Annotated in this window: 14 protein-coding genes and 2 pseudogenes; 8 read left to right on the forward strand and 8 right to left on the reverse strand. The window is 70.4% G+C overall.

Annotated features, from left to right (window positions below; translation table 11 throughout):
- Positions 1-42 precede the first annotated feature (42 nt).
- Positions 43-702, reverse strand: a complete 660-nt coding sequence (locus QSK32_RS34440; protein ID WP_045741956.1) for a TetR/AcrR family transcriptional regulator — start codon at positions 700-702, stop codon at positions 43-45.
- Positions 703-808: 106 nt separating this feature from the next.
- Here QSK32_RS34440 and QSK32_RS34445 point away from each other — a divergent pair, with 106 nt between their 5' ends.
- Complete coding sequence (locus QSK32_RS34445) at positions 809-1,267, forward strand: YybH family protein (RefSeq protein ID WP_045741957.1); 459 nt, start codon at positions 809-811, stop codon at positions 1,265-1,267.
- On the opposite strand, the gene QSK32_RS34450 is transcribed toward QSK32_RS34445, so the two are convergent.
- Entirely contained in the window at positions 1,241-1,822 is a 582-nt protein-coding gene (locus QSK32_RS34450) for a TetR/AcrR family transcriptional regulator (RefSeq protein ID WP_285474229.1), read from the reverse strand. The genes QSK32_RS34445 and QSK32_RS34450 overlap by 27 nt on opposite strands.
- A gap of 72 nt (positions 1,823-1,894) precedes the next feature.
- Between QSK32_RS34450 and QSK32_RS34455 the strand changes: the two genes are divergently transcribed.
- Complete coding sequence (locus QSK32_RS34455; protein ID WP_045741958.1) at positions 1,895-2,566, forward strand: SDR family oxidoreductase; 672 nt, start codon at positions 1,895-1,897, stop codon at positions 2,564-2,566.
- A gap of 28 nt (positions 2,567-2,594) precedes the next feature.
- On the opposite strand, the gene QSK32_RS34460 is transcribed toward QSK32_RS34455, so the two are convergent.
- Positions 2,595-3,269, reverse strand: coding sequence for a hemerythrin domain-containing protein (locus tag QSK32_RS34460; RefSeq protein ID WP_083448954.1), 675 nt, complete (start codon positions 3,267-3,269; stop codon positions 2,595-2,597).
- Complete coding sequence (locus QSK32_RS34465) at positions 3,262-4,308, reverse strand: SAM-dependent methyltransferase (RefSeq protein ID WP_285474230.1); 1,047 nt, start codon at positions 4,306-4,308, stop codon at positions 3,262-3,264. Before QSK32_RS34465 ends, QSK32_RS34460 begins: the two co-directional genes overlap by 8 nt.
- A 153-nt stretch (positions 4,309-4,461) precedes the next feature.
- Here QSK32_RS34465 and QSK32_RS34470 point away from each other — a divergent pair, with 153 nt between their 5' ends.
- Positions 4,462-5,412 (forward strand): helix-turn-helix domain-containing protein, encoded by a 951-nt coding sequence (locus QSK32_RS34470; RefSeq protein WP_285474231.1) that lies wholly within the window; start codon positions 4,462-4,464, stop codon positions 5,410-5,412.
- A 27-nt stretch (positions 5,413-5,439) separates the two neighbouring features.
- Here the strand turns inward: QSK32_RS34470 and QSK32_RS34475 are convergent, their stop codons facing one another.
- Positions 5,440-6,489 (reverse strand): helix-turn-helix domain-containing protein, encoded by a 1,050-nt coding sequence (locus QSK32_RS34475; RefSeq protein ID WP_285474232.1) that lies wholly within the window; start codon positions 6,487-6,489, stop codon positions 5,440-5,442.
- Positions 6,490-6,749: 260 nt separating this feature from the next.
- Here QSK32_RS34475 and QSK32_RS34480 point away from each other — a divergent pair, with 260 nt between their 5' ends.
- A complete protein-coding gene (locus QSK32_RS34480; RefSeq protein ID WP_285474233.1) occupies positions 6,750-9,698 on the forward strand; it encodes a M4 family metallopeptidase in 2,949 nt (982 codons plus the stop codon).
- A gap of 141 nt (positions 9,699-9,839) precedes the next feature.
- Here QSK32_RS34480 and QSK32_RS34485 read toward each other — a convergent pair whose 3' ends face one another.
- Positions 9,840-11,324: an FG-GAP-like repeat-containing protein gene (locus tag QSK32_RS34485; RefSeq protein ID WP_285474234.1), complete on the reverse strand. Its 1,485-nt coding sequence runs from the start codon at positions 11,322-11,324 to the stop codon at positions 9,840-9,842.
- A gap of 268 nt (positions 11,325-11,592) precedes the next feature.
- The gene (locus QSK32_RS34490) at positions 11,593-13,203 is read right to left on the reverse strand and encodes an amidohydrolase family protein (protein ID WP_353051004.1); all 1,611 of its coding nucleotides are present in this window, start codon (positions 13,201-13,203) and stop codon (positions 11,593-11,595) included.
- A gap of 87 nt (positions 13,204-13,290) precedes the next feature.
- On the opposite strand from QSK32_RS34490, the gene QSK32_RS34495 reads away from it, so the two are divergent.
- Positions 13,291-13,914 (forward strand): TetR/AcrR family transcriptional regulator, encoded by a 624-nt coding sequence (locus QSK32_RS34495; protein ID WP_045746667.1) that lies wholly within the window; start codon positions 13,291-13,293, stop codon positions 13,912-13,914.
- Between the two features lie 80 nt (positions 13,915-13,994).
- A pseudogene (locus QSK32_RS34500) lies at positions 13,995-14,078 on the forward strand (IS5/IS1182 family transposase); the annotation flags it as partial.
- 75 nt (positions 14,079-14,153) lie between these two features.
- Here the strand turns inward: QSK32_RS34500 and QSK32_RS34505 are convergent.
- Positions 14,154-14,747, reverse strand: a complete 594-nt coding sequence (locus tag QSK32_RS34505) for a TetR family transcriptional regulator (protein ID WP_285474235.1) — start codon at positions 14,745-14,747, stop codon at positions 14,154-14,156.
- A 40-nt stretch (positions 14,748-14,787) separates the two neighbouring features.
- Here QSK32_RS34505 and QSK32_RS34510 point away from each other — a divergent pair, with 40 nt between their 5' ends.
- The gene (locus QSK32_RS34510; protein ID WP_285474236.1) at positions 14,788-15,384 is read left to right on the forward strand and encodes a cupin domain-containing protein; all 597 of its coding nucleotides are present in this window, start codon (positions 14,788-14,790) and stop codon (positions 15,382-15,384) included.
- Positions 15,385-16,232: 848 nt separating this feature from the next.
- Positions 16,233-16,851, forward strand: a pseudogene (locus QSK32_RS34515) (IS5 family transposase).
- Positions 16,852-16,911 lie beyond the last annotated feature (60 nt).

Consider the following 16,911-nt stretch of genomic DNA (forward strand, 5'->3'; position numbering starts at 1 on the left):
ACCGGCGTGGGCCCGTCTCCGGATGCCCACGATCGGCGAGGGTCAGCGCGTCGCCGGCATCCCGGCCGCGGTGGCGGCGATCATGCGCTGCAGCGTGGGCCGGAACGGCGGGAACACCCGGGCGATCTCCGGCTCGCGGTCGTACAGCCGGCGCAGGGCCTCCGGTGGGCGGGTCACCGGGAACAGTTTCGCCACGAAGGCGCTGGAGGCCATCACCAGGGAGGCGCCCTCGGTGCCGCTCAGCTGCGGACAGGCGGTGATGATCAGCTGGCCCACGGTGAAGTACGTCTCGATGGCCCAGGTCTTGTAGGTCTTCAGGGCCGCCATCGAGACGTTGTGTTCCAGCATCGTCTCGGCGTGGGTGGTGAGGTCGCAGTACAGCGGACGGTCGGCGTAGGCGTCGGCGAGCGCGGCCGCCACCCCGGAGTAGCCGCGGGCCTGCCGGAGCGCCGCACCGGCGGCGGCAGCCCAGTCGGCGCCTTCGCGCATCGTCAGCTCGAGGTAGATCTCCTCGCGGGTTCCGAAATACCGCAGGATGTTGGATTTGGCCAGCCCGACCGCCACGGCGATGTCGCCCAGGCTGACCCGGGCCACACCGGTCTCCCGGGCGAGTGTGGCGGCGACGGCCAGGATGTCCTCGCGCCGCTGGTTCTTCTGCTCCGGGCGCCTGGCCCGCTGGAACGACGCTTCCATGACAGCCATCACCCTAACCTCTCAACAAGAGAACGGCGTTCTCTTGTTAAGAGCACAGTGTTCTTATAACGTCTCCCTGACCGCACCCGACCCCTCGGCTCCGATCGGCAGGACCATGACCTCCACCAGCACCGACCTCGGCCACACCATCGACGCCTTCGTCGCCGCCTTCAACGAGCCGGAACCCGACCTCGACAAGGTGATGTCCTTCTTCGCCGAGGACGCCCGCTACCTGCCCGGCCACGGGCCCGAACTGCACGGGCTCGCGGCGATCCGCGCCGAGTTCGCCCCCCAGTTCGCCGGCCGCTACGGCGCGATGACCTTCGACGTGTACGACCAGGTGATCGACGAGTCCCGCCGCCGCGCCACCATCCGCTGGGCGTGCCGGCTGGACCTGACCGGCGACGCCGGCAGGCGCGCGACACCCCTGGTGCGGCTGTTCGCCCGGCTCCGCTACCGCGGCCGGATGCAGTGGCACGGCCTGGACGTCTTCCACTTCGACGGCGCCGGCCGGATCACCGGCAAGTTCACCTACGCGACGTTCCGCCTACCGCTCTGGGAAGGCAGCCGCTGACGGTTCCGCGACCGACTCCGGGGCCGGTTCCGCAGCCGGCTCCGGATCTTGCCCCGGGGCTTCGAGGGCGGCGCGGGCCGCCGCCAGGATGCGGTCGGACAGGCCGGTGCCGGCGGTGGCCCGGGACAGGAGCAGGGCACCGACCATGGTGCTGAGGGCGACCAGGTCCGGCTCCCCGCCGCCCAGGCCGCGGGCGAAATCCTCGACCCCGCGCGCGTACGCCGCACGCGTCGCGTCGCCGCCGAGGTCTTTCGCGACGTCGCCACCGAAGCCCGCGGTCGGGCAGCCGCCGCCGGGGTCGTCCCGGTGTGCCGCCGACAGATAGGCGCCGGGCGACGGAACCCACCGGGAGCCGAAGGCCGCCGTGACCGCCTCGGCGACCAGGGCGTCCTTCGAGGCGAAGTGCTTGTAGAACCCGCCGTGGGTGAGTCCCGCCTCCGCCATCACGTCGGCGACGCTGACGCCGCCGATGCCCTTCTCCCGGAAGAGCCGTGCCGCGACGGCGACGATGCGTTCCCTGTTCTGCGCGGCCTGCGCCTGCGACACCCGTCCCATGCCGTCAACTATAGATGGCATGTGTCATCTATTACGTCGCGCATTTTAGATGTCGGTCGTAATCTAAGTCGCATGGAACTCACCACCGCCGTCGCCCTGGTCACCGGAGCCAACCGCGGATTCGGCCGCCACCTCGCCGCCCAGCTGCTCGAACGCGGCGCCACCGTCTACGCCGCGGCCCGCGACCCGAAATCCGTGGACCTCCCCGGGGCCCTCCCCCTGCGACTCGACGTCACCGACCCCACCTCGATCGCCGAGGCCGCCGCAGCGGCCACCGACGTCACCCTGCTGATCAACAACGCCGGCATCGCCACCGGCACACCACTGCTCGACGGCGACCTCACCGGGATCCGGCGGGACATGGAGACCAACTACTTCGGGCCACTGCTGCTCACCCGGGCATTCGCACCGGTCATCACGGCCAACGGCGGCGGCGCCGTACTCAACGTGCTCTCCGTCCTGTCCTGGCTGCACCCGGGCGCCGCGGGCTCGTACTCTGCGGCCAAAGCCGCCGCCTGGGCACTCACCGGCGCCACCCGCGAGCTGCTCACCCCGCACGGCATCACCGTCACCGGGCTGCACGTCGGCTACATGGACACCGACATGGCCGCAGCCGTCCCGGCCGGACACAAGGTCGACCCGGCCGGGGTCGCGCGACTCGCCCTCGACGCGGTCGCCCGCGGCGACGCCGAGGTCCTCGGCGACCAGGCGACCCGCCAGGTGAAGGCGGCACTCGCCGGATGAGGTGAGGACGGCAGACCCGCCGGACCCGTCAGGGACGCCCGGCGTCACCGTAGACGCGGGTGGCGTACGCCGCATAGGCGCCGACGGCGACCGGGCGGACCTCGGTCCAGAACTCCTCGGGCGCGCCGCCACGAATGAGTTCCTCCATGTGTTCGTCCGCCTCGTGCAGCATCATGCCGATCGCGAGCGGCCCCTGATCGGGCGTCAGTTTCCCGGCGGCCGCCGCCACGGTGGCCTTCCACTCCTGCTCGGTCAGGTAGCCGTCGATCAGCCGCAGCGTCTCGGCCTCCTCGAGGGCGAGGTGCTCGGCCAGCGCCGGTCCCAGCCGTGCGGCCACACCCGCCAGCGCGTCGCGGCCGGCGGCGTCCGCGGCCGGCGCCCAGAGCCGGGCACCGGTGACCAGGTCCTGCAGCGCGGTGTCGATCCCGGCGTGCTGGGCCTCCATCGTGGCGACCAGGTCCTGCGACTCCCGCGGGCATCGCTCGTGCAGTTTCGGCCAGACGTGCTCGTCCTCCGCGCCGTGATGCCCGTGCAGCAGCGTGGCCAGCAGGACCACGTGCTCCTCGACGACGGCGGCCCGGGCCGTGTCGCCGGGGGCGACCCCGGCGAGGAGGGCCGGCAGGGCACCGAACTGGGCCCGGAACATGTCGTGGGCGCCGACCATGTCGCGGCTGTCCGCCATCCGTACACCTGCGTCAGTCATCAGGGTCTTCCTCTCCTGCGGTGGTGGGCCGGGCCGCCAGCACGACGCGGCCGAGCGGTGTCCGCGCGATGCGGACCGGGTCGAAGCCGTTCGCGGCGGCCTCCCGGATCAGGTCCTCGGCCGAGCGCGCGTAGGTGATCCCGCGCCGCCGGTGCAGAAGCACCTCCTGGGCGGTGGCCAGGTCGGGTGCCGCGTCGCCGGCCGGCGGGTGCAGCTCCTGCATGAGGAGCACTCCTCCGGGTCGCAGTGCCCGCCGGACGGCACCGAGCGTGCGGGCGCGCAGCGTGTCGGCGAAGAAGGGGTGTGCCCAGAACGCCACGTCGTAGACCGCCTCGTCGGTCAGCTCGGCCGCGTCGCCCGTGCGTACCTCGACCCGGTCCGCCACTCCCAGTTCGGCCGCGCGCCGCCGGGTCTCCTCCGCGACCGCGGCGATCACCTCGACGCCGGTGGCGCGGGCGGCGGGGAACAGGACGGCGGTGGTGAGCAGCGCTCCGCCCACTCCCGAGCCGACGTCGAGCAGCGTGCCGCCCGCGGCGAGCGGCCCACTGAACTCGGGCACCGCGTCATGGACCGACCGGTAGAGCGCGATGGCCGCCCGGTCGACCCGGACGCCGGTGGTCGCGGCCAGAGCCAGCGCCGCGGCACCGTCCGGCGGGTGCCCCGGCGGGACGGTCAGCGCCCGGCGTGTCTCCTCGATCTCCGCCGACGCCTGATCCAGCAGGCTGTCCAGGCTGACGGCGGACCGGCCACGGGCCAGGACCCCGAACGCCGGCGTCAGCCCGAGTCTTCCGTCGTCGTGCGTCACGACACCCATGGCGGCCAGGACGGTGACGACGTCGCGTGCCTGCGCCTCGCCGATACCGGTGCGGGCGGCGAGGTCGGGGAGGTCACCGCCGTCCAGGACGGTCATCAGCCCGGCATCGCGTACGGCGCCGAGCAGGGCGAGCGCCTTGGCCGCGGCCGCCCAGCCCTGCACCGTGTCCCGTGCGGTGAACGCCTGCTGGAGACGGGTCATCGCCTCGGTGTCCGCGTCGTGCATCACTGCCTCCGTCCAGCGTCTGATCCGCCTCCACGCTAAAAGGGTTGAAGATCATCCGGCTTGGACATCCGCGACATCCGGTGCGGACACCGGCGTCAGCGGCCGGGCCGCCCGAACCCAGCGGACTCGGCGCCGGCGCGTTTGAATGGTGCGATGGGCGACCCCGCAACGACGACGTTCGCATTGGACACCCGGCCGCTCGGCGCCACCGGGCTGTCGGTGTCCCTCCGGCGCTGGCGGGCCTGGCTCGGCGCCCCGGCGGCCACCCCCGCCTACGATCCCGCGACGCTCGCCGACCTGCGCATCCGCTTCCACCAGACACGGGTCCACGACGCGCTGCTGCACCACCACGAGGGCTTCTCCGCCGTACGCGCCGGCAAACCGACCGGCGGGGAGGGCGGCGTGACGCTGATCCTGGTCCGCCGGGGCTCGGCCGAGCTGCAGGTCGGCCGCGACACGCACGCCGTGCCCGCCGGGAGCTTCGCGATCCGGCGGCTCGACCGGCCGGCGAGTTTCACCAACGGACCGCACACCGCGGGGCTGTCCATCACCCTGCCCGGCGCCGGGCTCGTCCCCGTGCTCGGCGACCGGGTCGCCCGCGGACCGGCGGACACCGCCGAGATGCGGCTGCTGACGGCGTACGCGAACCTGCTGCGCCGGACGGCGCCGGACCTGAGCCCGCCCGGGGCCCGGGCGGCCCGCGACGCGCTGGTCGAACTGGCCGCGGCGGTGGTCCGCGGCGCCGTCGGCCCCGCGGACCCGCGCACGGCGCCGGCCCTCGTCCAGGCCGCGAAGGAGCTGATGGCCGCACGGCTCGCCGACCGCGACCTCGGACCGGCCACGCTGGCACGGGAACTGCACGTCTCCACCCGGACCCTGCAGCGCGCGTTCGCCGCCGGCGGCGAGTCGGTGGCCGCCTGCATCCGCGACCACCGTCTCGGCCGGGCCCGCCAAGACCTCGTCGACGCGGCCGGGCGCCTGAGCGTCGCCGAGATCGCCGCCCGGTGGCGGTTCGCCGACGGCGGCCACTTCAGCCGGGCCTTCAAACGGCGGTACGGCACCACGCCCACCGGCTACGTCGCGGACCACACCAGGGCGCCCTGAGCGGCTCCCCCGCCCGGGGCCGCCGTCTCATCGCGCCGGCAGCGGCTGCGGCATGCTGTCGCCCTGCTCGCTCAGCCACCCCCGCTTGCCCGCCAGCACGGCGAGCTGGAAACGGGTCCGGGCGCCGAGCAGCGAACCCGCATCGCTGATGTGCTGCTGGACGGTACGACGGCTGACGGCGAGGATCCGGGCGATCGTCTCGTCCTTCATCCCGGCGGCCATCATGCGCAGGATCTCCCGGGTCCGCAGGTCCCGTCCCGAGGCCGGCAGTCCACGCTCCGGCTCCGGCTCCGGCTCCGGCAGGTCGTGCCGTTTCGTCAGCGACACCGGTTCGGCCCGCTCCCACACGCTCTCGAACAACGCGACGAGCGCCGTCACCAGGGCGGGCGAGTGCACCACCACGGAACCCGACGACGGGCGGTCACCCCAGATCGGCATCAGCGCGGCACCCCGATCGAAGATCGCCAGTTTCACCGGGATCTGCGACGTGAGCCGCAGTTTCCCGCCCTGGCCCGTCCCGCGCAGGGCCGTGCGCAGCGACACCGCGTCGGTGAAGCCGTCCAGCTCGTACACCGAACGCATCCGGACGCCGGGCGTCACGGCGGCCGTCTCGGCGGAGGCCGCCGCACCCGTCACATAGGGCGGCTTCGCCAGATGCAGCACCTCCGACGAGCTTCCCCTCAGCAGCTGGCGGTAGCGCGCCGGAACCTCGTCCCGGCTCAGGAGCACCTCGACCATGTCCGTGGCACGCGCGGAGGACACCGCCTCGTGCGCTTCGGAGAGCCGCTCCACGAGATTCTCGACGCGGGCGAGCTCGGCCCGCCGGCGGGCCAGCAGGGCGCCGAGCGACGGCCGCGGCGGTGCGGCCGCCCAGCGCGGCACCGCACCGCCGATCCGCGACGCCAGGGCCGCGTCGGTGAGGTGCCGCAGCGCCCGCTCCGCCTCCGACGGTGACACACCGGCCGCCGACGCCACCTCGTCGCGGTCCGCCGATCGCACGGCCACCAGGTGCTCCAGCACACGGCCGGCCAGTGGATCAAGACCCGTCGCCGACCAGGGTATATCCGTGTCGTCCATACGTTCTCGTCATCCTCCGCCATGAGGATGCCCGCGGCGCCTCTCGCTGCGATGAATCGGTGATTACGGATCTGTAAGAAGCCGCCGGGCACCGGTCCCCCGATCGTCCGGTGTGGACGGCTAGGCGCCGCTGCGCACTTGCGCAGGTGCACAACATCGTCCTTGTGGCGCCCTCCGGCACCGGGGTGAGGTGGGCGTACCGGTGCGGAGACGAACCGGCCGGCGGATGGACGCCGTCCACGACCTTGCAGGAGCAACACGTGCGTAGACCCAAGGCACTACCCGCGATCGCCGTCCTGGCGACGGCTGCCATCCTGGGAACCACCGCCCAGCCCGCGAACGCGGCGGACCCGTCGCCGGCCGGCACGACGGCGCCGGAGGTGCCCGTCCCGGTCACCGCGGCGCCTCCCACGGACACCCCCGCACTCGTGGAGGACGTCGCCGACCCGGTCAACGCCACGATCGCAGCGGACCAGGCCGCCAAGGCCCACCTCGCCGGCCACCAGGACCGCTACCGGATCGACGATCCGGCAGGCACCCTCACCACCGCGAGCGTCGAGACACAGGACGAGCGGGAGACGGTCCGCCTGGACCAGAAGTACAAGGGCCTGCCCGTGTTCGGCGCCCAGTACGTGGTCCGTACCGAGAAGACCGCCGACAGGCGCACGGTGACCGGAACCTCGGGAACCTACTTCACCAACCTGGACGTCGACACGAACGCCACCGCGATCCCCGCGGCCGTCGCCGTCTCCCGGGCGGTCGAGGAGGTCCGCAGGAGCCTGCACCCCGGCACCGCGGTCGTCGCCCCCGACTCCCGCCCCGGGCAGGCGCCCGGCCGGACCCCCACCGACCTCACCGGCACCGACCAGGGACTCCTGGTCATGCCGACCGGCACCGGTGTGCTCGCGCGGCGCATCCTGGTCAAGGGCAAGGACGCCGTCACGGGTCAGCCCGTGCTCCGCGACGTCTACGTGGGCGCGACCAACGGGGTGCCGCTGCTCAGCGTCAGCCGGATCAAGTCCTTCGTCTCCGCAGCGCAGGCCGCCGCCCTGGCCGCCGGTGCCACCACCGCACCGCAGACCGGCACCGCGCCGGGCACGGCCGGTGACGGGACGGCCCCGGTCGTCGGCCAGGGCACGACCCTGCACGGCACGGCCGTGTCGCTGCCGCTGGTCCAGTCCGGCACCGGCGCGTACCTCATGCAGGACCTGACCCACAAACTGCCGAGCGGCCGGACGGTGCCGGTCACCACCTGGGACGGCCGGGGCTGGGACTACTACAACCTGATGAGCGGCCAGTGGCCGGAGGGCCTGGCACCGTTCGTCTCCGCGTCGACCACGCTCGGCGCCGACCTGACCGACGCCGGCGCCGTCGACGCCGCCTGGGACGCCGCGCAGGTGTTCGAGTGGTACCAGGCGAAACTCGGGCGCGACAGCCTGGACGACGCCGGCATGCCGATCGACTCGATCGTGGGCATCACCTACGGCGGCTACCCGTGGGTGAACGCGTACTGGGACGGCACCCGCATGGTGTACGGCAGCGGCGACGCCGAGTACCTGCCGCTGTCCGCCGACCCGGACGTGGTGGGCCACGAGATGACCCACGGCGTGGTCGAGAACACCGCGAACCTCGTCTACGCCGGACAGTCGGGGGCCCTCAACGAGGCTGTCGCCGACTACTTCGGCAACGCCATCGACGTCGACACGTCGGGCACCCCGATGTCCGACCCGCAGGCGAGCCTGCTCGGCGGTGACCTCTGCCGCACCCTGGCCCCCGCCCAGTGCGCCCTGCGCGACCTCGACGACGGCGCCACCACCGCGGACTTCCAGCACCTCATCGACACGCCCTCGATGGACGACGGCGGCGTGCACCTCAACTCGACGATCGTGTCCGGCGCCCTCTGGGACCTGCGCCAGAAACTCGGCAGGACGACCGCCGACAAGATCGTCTACCGCGCCCTCACCGACTACCTGACGCCCATGTCCGACTTCGTCGACGCCCGCGAAGCGATCATCGCCTCCGCCAGGTCGTTCCGCCTGAACAACACCGACCTCAAGGTGGTACGCACCGCGTTCGACTCCCGCGGGATCACCGCGAAGTGGAAGGCGAACCTGTACGGCAAGGGCACCGAGGTCCTGATCGACCGGCTCAACACCGGCATGTACGCCGACATGAAGGCGAGCGTGGCCGGCGGCTGGTTCGCCGTGCCCCGGTCCGACGCGAACCGCACCGAACCGACCTCGATCTGGGCCGGCCGCACCAACGGCAAGGGCACCCCGTACCGGATCTCCCCCGACGACGGCAGCGTCAACAGCTTCCCGCACACCGACGGCAGACGCGTCGTGTGGCTGTCGATCGCACTGAACCCCGCATCACCGACGTACGAGACCAACCGCATCCTGTCGGCGCCCATCGGCGGCGGCCCCGTCACGGAGCTCTACAGCTCCCCGGAACGCATCAGCGGCCTCGGCTTCGACGGCGGCGTCGTCGCGTGGAGCCAGTACGACCCGGCGCAGGGATATCTCGACGTGGTGCGCTACCTGCGCGGCGGTTCGCCGACCGTGCACACCCTCACCCATCCCGGCTGGTTCGGCAGCGCGACGGCACCGGACGTCAAGGGCGGGAAGATCTCCTACGTCCGCTACGAGATCTTCAACCAGCCCGACGCCGACGGCTACTACTGGTCGCTGGGCGTCGAGGTCCATGACGTCACGACCGGGCAGACGGCCTACGCCGGCGGCGACGTCGGCGCCGAGAGGATGAGCTACCCCGACGTGTCCGACACCGCGGTCGCCTGGATGACCGACCGCGACTACGGCACGATCATCGACGGCGAGTGGAGCCAGGGCGCCTACCACGACTCCGTGCGGCTCTTCGACTTCGCCACCGGCACCAGTCACCTGCTGTTCGAGGAGAACTCCCCGCAGGCGATCCGCGCCGACACCGTCGCGTTGTCCGACACCACCCTCACCGTCACCGAGGAGGCGCCGGTGCAGGCCTGGATCGAGACCGGCGGCTACCCCGACAACTCACTCAATCCGAAACTCAAGCAGTACACGTTCCAGGGCAGGTACCTCGGCCCGGCATCGTGCAGCCCGGGCGCGCAGATGTTCGCGACAGCCGCGACCGGACGCGAGGTGATCTTCATGGACTCGTCGGCGGCGGGCTTCGGCCTGGCGTACGCGACGGGAGTCAAGTCCTGCAAGTAGGCACCACCCGCGGCATCCGGCGGGCGGCGGCGCGCTGGGATCTCACCCGACGATCCCGGCGCGCCGCCGCCCGTACCCGCCACGGCGACGATCAATCACGGTCAACCCGGGACGGCCGGCCCGCCGTCCCGGAGCAGCACATCAGGAGAGGGTACGCACCTGAGTCCGGGTACTGATCGGCGCCGACCCGTCACCGTTCAGCGGATAGAGCCATCCGGCGCCGGAGACCAGCGCGAACAGATCCTGCCGGCCGTCACCGGTGAAATCGGCGGCCGCCACCTCGGTGTGGCCCTGCCAGCCGGAGGCGACCTCGACCCGGCCACCCGGCAGCGACAGGCCACTCTGGCCGGTGTTCGGGTAGTGGAAAAGCTTGCCGGTCGCGGACTCCACCGCCAGGATGTCCGCCAGGCCGTCACCGGTGAAGTCCCCCGCGACGAGCTTGCCGAACGCGCCCCAGCCGGCCCGGCCGATCTCCACCCGCGCGCCGAGCTGCGACAGCCCGGTCAGGCCGGTGTTCGGATAGAGGAACAACTTGCCGGTCGCGGACTCCACCGCGACGACGTCGGCGAGACGGTCCCCGGTGAAGTCACCGGTGATCAGATCGGTGAGAGCGTTCCAGCCACTACGGCCGATCTCCACCCGCGCGCCGGGCAGCGACAGACCACTCTGGCCGGTGTTCGGATAGAGGAACAGCTTGCCGGTCGCGGACTCCAGAGTGACCAGGTCGGCGAGACCGTCACCGGTGACGTCACCGGCCGCGATCTGACTGAACGCGTTCCAGCCGGCCCGGCCGATCTCCACCCTCGGGGCCACCACATGACCGGTGGAAGTACCCGGGAACAGCCACAACTTGCCGGTCGCCGGCTCGATGGCCGTGACGTCCGGGTGAGCGTCACCGTCGAAACGACCAGCCTGGACCTTGGCGAATCCGCTGAAGTCCGCCGGGACCGAAGTCGCGGCGGCCAGCCAACCGGACAGATCCCCGACCAGGACCGCCTGCGCGGCGCCGGTACCGCCCGCCGGCGCGTCCAGGCAGCCGCGCTGGCCGGCTGACGCAGCGAGGGCCAGCACGTCCGAGCCGCGCACCAGCGGCGCTCCGGCGTCCCCCTTGCACAGGGCGGCGTCAGCGGCAGCCGCGGTCAGCTCGGCGGTGACACCGGAAACCTGCGTGACCTGGAAATCCGCCCGGTGCGGCTGGTCCGGCACCCAGGTGGTCGCGGTACGGCCCCAGCCCGCGAACGTCAGCGTCTCCCCCGAGGACGGGGTGCCCGCCAGCTTCGCGGGTTCGACAGTGGTGACATCGGCGGACAGACGCGCGAGGACGACCGCCCGGTCCGGGTGCTTGAGCACCTCGGTCACCGTACGGGTGACACCTGCCACCGAGACGGTGGCGGCCGGGGTGGCCTGCCCGGTGAAGCAGAGCGCCGAGGTCAGCACCCACTGCTTGTCGACGAGAGCACCGGAGCAGCCCTGCGCGGGAAGTCCCGTGGCGTCGGAGACGACGACCCGGGCGGCGTACCCGGGCACCGCGGCGGAGGTTCCCCCGGCCACCGCGAACGCCGCGGCACCGGTCAGCACCACGGCCGCCGCTCCGGAAAAGGACGCGAGAATCAATCGGTTTCGCACAGGCGGTGATCCTAACCAGACAATCCGCTACACGCTGCCCCGTACCCGGCAGGCCATGGCGCATGCCTTCCGCCTACGCGAACAGGTGCTCGGCTGGACCGCCGCGGGCGAGGCCATGAGGCAGGTGCTCCACGCGGTCGAGCACTTCTCGACGCCACACTGCCGGCAACGTCAGATGTCAGAACCCTCGGAATGCCGGCACATCACGAACCGCGGTCGTGGCCGGACGACGGCGGGCCGCCGGGGCGGCGTAGCCGCATGCCGAAGATCAGTCCTGTGCCGTCATGAGCCGCCCGATGCGTGCTTCGAGATCGGCGGACGTGTAGTCGTGTCCGTCGCGCATGACGAGGGAGATGGAACTCAGCCCCTCGATCGAGGCCAACGGGTCGGCGTCGAGAAGGAGCAGGTCGGCGTCCATCCCCGCGGCGATTCGGCCCATCCGGTCGGTGCGCCCGAGGTAGCTCGCCGGCTGGCTGGTCGTGGCCTGCAGAACCTGGAGCGGAGTGAGACCTGCGCGTCCCAGTTCGCGGAACTCGATCGCGAAGCTGTTGCCGACCCCGCGACCGTTGCCGTCGGTTCCCGTCATGATCGGCGCCCCTTCCTTCGCCCAGATGCCCACGGTCTGGAGGGTGCGTTCGTAGTACTCGTGGAGGATGTCGAGGTCGGCGGATGGGGTGGAGCGGAACGTCGCGACGGCGGCGAGGTGTTCCTCCTGTTCCTTGGCGGGGAGCTGCTTGAGCCAGGGGTCGTCACGGAACTCCGCATCGTCGAGGGCGTACTTGCTCCTGATGTTGGCCATGGTCGGGATGTTCCAGGTCCGCTTCGCGACGAAGGATCCGGCGAGCTCGGTCGCGCGGTCTTCGGAGTAGGTGTCGAAGGCCTGCTTCAGCAGAGCGAGCTGGTCGGCATCCGTGGTGTTGGTGGCCGGGCCGAGGAAGTTCTTCTTCAGGAAGGTGTCGAAGGCCCAGCCGGCGAAGGGGATGCCGGCAGCCCAGGTGGGGAAGGGCAGCGTGGACGGGGTCTGTGCCCAGAGTTCGTCGGCCTTGGTGGAGAGTGTGAGGAAGACGCTCGAACCGGTCCCGAGATGCTCGATGGAGTCGAAGCCGCTCTCGGCCGCAGCGTCGATGCGTACCGGCGGAGGCAGGTGACCCGCGATGCGCAGGCCTTTCTCGTGCGCCGCGTCGATGGCGGCGAAAAAGACTTCTCGGTCGGTCAGGACCATCTTGATGAAGTCGGCACCCTGATCCCACTGGCGGGCGATCTCGGTCCGGGCGTCGTCGACGCTGTTCGCGTTGAACGGCAGGAGCAGTGCGCCCGGCAGCTGCAGGAGGCGCGGGGCTGTCTCGTTCAGCCCGAGCCGGTTCTCGGCGCGTCTGGTCAAGAGCTCCTCGGAACCCTCCATCTGGCGAATCCCAGTGATGCCCTGGGACAGCATCAGCGCGAAGCCGAGCTCCGTGCTGGGCGACTGGAGCACGTGGGTGTGCATGTCGTTGTAGCCCGGGACGGCGAAGCGCCCCGCGCCGTCGATGACACGCAGGGACGACTCGACCGGCGCCGACGCGGTCGGCATGACGTCGGCGATGCGCCCGTTGCGCACGACGATCGACCGACCGGCACGGCGGCTACCGTCGATCGGGTCGATGACGGTCACGTCGTCGATCCGCACGCCGTCCGCAGCGGTGACGGTGGTTCGTGGCGGCACCACCGGCGCTGTCGCGCTCCTGATCGTCTCGTCGGCGACCACCCCGAGTCCCACAAGAGCGGCACCCGATCCCACTCGTTTCAGAAAGGTCCGCCGCGTGCTGCGCCGCGCCGGCTTCACCTCCGAGGGACCACGTTCCGCCTGTTCGGCGCCCGAATCGTCCATATCCTCAGGCATCAAACTTCACTCCTTCAGTAGCGGAGTTGATCGTATCATCATTATTGATAGCTCTATCAACTTTGATGATGGCTGTAGAGTTGAGGCATGCCAGCCCCCGACGCACCACCCCCCGCCCGGCAGAACCGCCGCAAGGAACGCACGCGTGCGGCCCTCATCGAAGCGGCCCAGCACCTCCTCTCCGAGGGTGAGGATGCGCACGCCAGCATCCAGGCGATCACCGAGCTCGCTGATGTCGGATTCGGCTCGTTCTACAACTACTTCTCCTCCAAAGAGGAACTCTTCGAAGCGGCGGCGACCACGGCCGTCGACGACTACCTGCGCTGGCTCACCGAACGCCTGCCCGATGACGCCGATCCTGTTGATCGTCTGATCGAGAGCGTGCGCCACACCGGGCGGCTGGCTCTCGAGCAACCGCGGATCGCCGCGATCCTCACCCGCCGCCTCGCACTGCTCGACGACGGCAACGATCCGCGCGGCCAGAGAATCCGGGCGGACGTACGCGCCGCGATGACCGCGGGCGGCGCAGTGCCGGAAACGCTCGAGTTCGACATCCTCGTCACCGCCACCCTCGGTGCGATCACGGCCGTTCTCCGGCGAACGATCTCGCTCTCGCCCGCAGAGACCGCCGAAGCCTCCGACGTGCTCGCCCACGCTGTCTTGCGACTGCTGAGCCTGCCTGCGGTGGAGGTGACCCGTCGAGCACCCTGAGGTGATCCGAGTAGCGGCTCGGCGGTGACGCAGCGTCACAGCACGTTGGCGGCGAGAGGGTGGGACCCCACAGGACGGCCCACGGCGGCGACATCCAGGTGATCACCGCCCCCGACGGCCGGCCCCTGCGGACCTCCGACGTTCGTCCCGGCCGAGAGCACGACCGTCACCGCGGCCCGCGCCGACCCGGACCTGCTGATCACACGTGACCCACCGTCAACATCAGACGGCTACGCGGATCACCTCGATGCCCTCGGCCGCGCAGACATATCAGCAGCGGCGAGGACCGTCAGGTCGAACTCGTGCTGTGCGAGATCGGCGAAAGATCGGTAGACGGGGCTCGCGGCCCAACGCTCGTACGCCGCACCGTAGATGGCTGCGCCCACCATGCCTGTGAGGTCTGCCGTGCCGTCGGCGACGTTGCGCGCCCGGAGCGCATCGGTCATCGCCGCAGCAAGCACGGCACGCTTCCGCCCCGCACGCTCCCCCAAGGACGCCGAGGACGCGATCAACCGCGCCCGGAGCGCGGCATGACGATGCCGGTCAGCGTCGAAGATGCCGTCCGCGGCGAGGACCGCAGCACCCACCAGCTGGAGAGGCGAGGCATCCGAGGGTGCCCCTGCGATCGCCTGCCGGAACGTATCGGCGAGGAGGTCCTGGCCCCAGAACAGCACCTCCGGCTTGTCGTGGAAGTAGCGGAAGAAGGTCGCTTTGGACAGCCCTGCGCGCTGCGCGATTTCGGTGGTCGAGACCGCGTCAAAGCCGCGCTCGGCGAACAGCTCGAGGGCTGCATCTTCGAGACGCGCATGCGAGTCGGGCAGCCAGCGAGACACAGTCGCATCGTAGCCGCACGACCCGATGAGACCAAGTCTCATGAAGATGTACGCTGATGAGACCAAGACTCATCACGAGTCGCGTCCGAGAACCGAAGGAATCCCCTTGACCAGACGAGTTGTCACCGGGCACGACGCCGAGGGCACGTCACGCATCGTCGACGACCGCACCGTGGATCCCGTCACGTCGGATCTGATGCCCGGCTTCGCAGCGCACCGGCTTTGGAGCCGCGACGACGTCCCCACGTTCCCCGACGACGGATCGCCCAGTCCCACCGCGACGTACTTCCCACCCGTGGGTGGGTCACGTTTCGTGGTCATCACTCATCCCCCGGAGGGCGCAACGCCAGCACCGGACGTGGACCTCGCTGCGGCAGCGGAGAAGTTCGAGTGGGAGATGCCCGGCGTGATGGCGGCGTCGGAACCCGACGGCATGCACACCAGCGACACCATCGACTACCTGATGGTCGTTCGCGGCGAGGCGACGCTCGAGCTCGGCGACGGTTCGGCGACCGTACTCCGCGAGGGAGACGTCATCGTTCAAAACGGCACGCGTCATGCGTGGCGGAACCACGGCTCCGAACCCTGCACGCTCGTCGCCGTCTCCATCGGTGCAGAGCGCACAGCTCAGCAGTGACTCGCCCCCTGACGCACGTTCAACCGATCAGAAAATATCCAGCGAGTGTGCGGCGCGGGGCTAGACACGTTTCGTGGTCAGGGTGCGAAGCCCGTCCGCGTGGTGATTTCGGGCGCGCTGGACACCCGAAGTCACCACACCCGTGGGGGTGTGGTGAATACGGGCGCGCTGGACGCCCCAAGTCACCACGCAGGCAGACCATGACTGCGATTAGGTGTCTAGCGCGTCCACTACTCGGGTCAGGGCGGCACTGAACAGGGCGACTTAACGAAGATCCGCATGCGGAAGCGCGGCATCCCGAACGACCCGACCGAAATGCGCGTAGCGACCCGGCGCAAGCAAGCTGTCGACCCATCCCCCACTGCCTGCCCTCGCTCCTCGGTCGTCCCCTCCGTGAGCGGGGTGGGCAGGGTCGCGGCATCGAGCACGGCGGGACTCCGGAGGAAGAAGTCGATCTGTGAGAGGACCGACCCGCCCTGCGGGTTCCCACCCTCTCACCGCCAAGCGCTGTGACGCTACGTCACCGCCGGACTGCTACTCGGGTCACCTCATTGACGGCGCTTACGCCCCTGGTATTCACGAACGGCATCATCGGGCAGACCAACGTGCGATCAGTACATGGCGCCTGCGTCACGGGTCACGGCGGACACCGGGAAAGGTGCTCCGTGCCCTGCTCAACGACCCGACTGAGGATCTGAGCTGCCCCGAATTTCTCGGACAGGCGTATTGGGCCTAAAAGCTCCCAACACGATCTGCTGAATCGATGCTGATCAGCGTTGCGAGGTGAAGATCAGTCTCGTTCGGGCGTTGTGAGCAAGGTATGGGTCGTTGATGACGAGTTGTAAAAGTTGATCGAGCCGGTGTTGCCTCCGTGGCCGGCGAAGGCGCCGGGGCCGCGGCCGGTCCCGGACCGGTTGTGCCTGCAAGGCGTCCTGTTCGTGCTGCATACCGGGATCGGCTGGGAAGATCTGCCGCAGGAACTCGGCTTCGGGTCCGGTATGACGTGTTGGCGCAGGTTGCAGCGGTGGACCGAGGCGGGCGTGTTCGACCGGGTCCACCAGATACTGCTCGCCAGGTTGAACGCGGCGAACCGGATCGACTGGTCGAGAGCGGCGATGGACGGCAGTCACATCGACGCGAAAAAAAAGGGGGTGCCGGAACAGGTCCGTCGCCGGTCAACCGCGGCAAACCCGGCTCCAAGCAACACCTGATCTGCGACGGCAACGGTACCCCGATCTACGTGCCGACCAGCGGAGCGAACGTTCCTGACATCAAACCACGGGAATCAAGGGCCTCGGCAAACTGCGCTACGTCGTCGAGCAGACCTTCGCTCTGCTACATCAGTTCCGCCACCTCGCCGTGCGTCGGGAACGCCGACTCGACATCCACGACGGCTTCGTCAGCCTCGCCTGCGTCCTGATCTGCTGGCGACGATTGATCAACTGGACTGACCAGAGATCGTGTTAGGAGCTTTAAGCGGCTCGCAGATGCAGCGAATCGGCACTCGCGCCGATCGCGAGAAATACA

This window comes from Actinoplanes sp. NBRC 101535, from assembly GCF_030269225.1.
In the GTDB taxonomy this organism is placed as follows: Bacteria; Actinomycetota; Actinomycetes; order Mycobacteriales; family Micromonosporaceae; genus Actinoplanes; species Actinoplanes rectilineatus.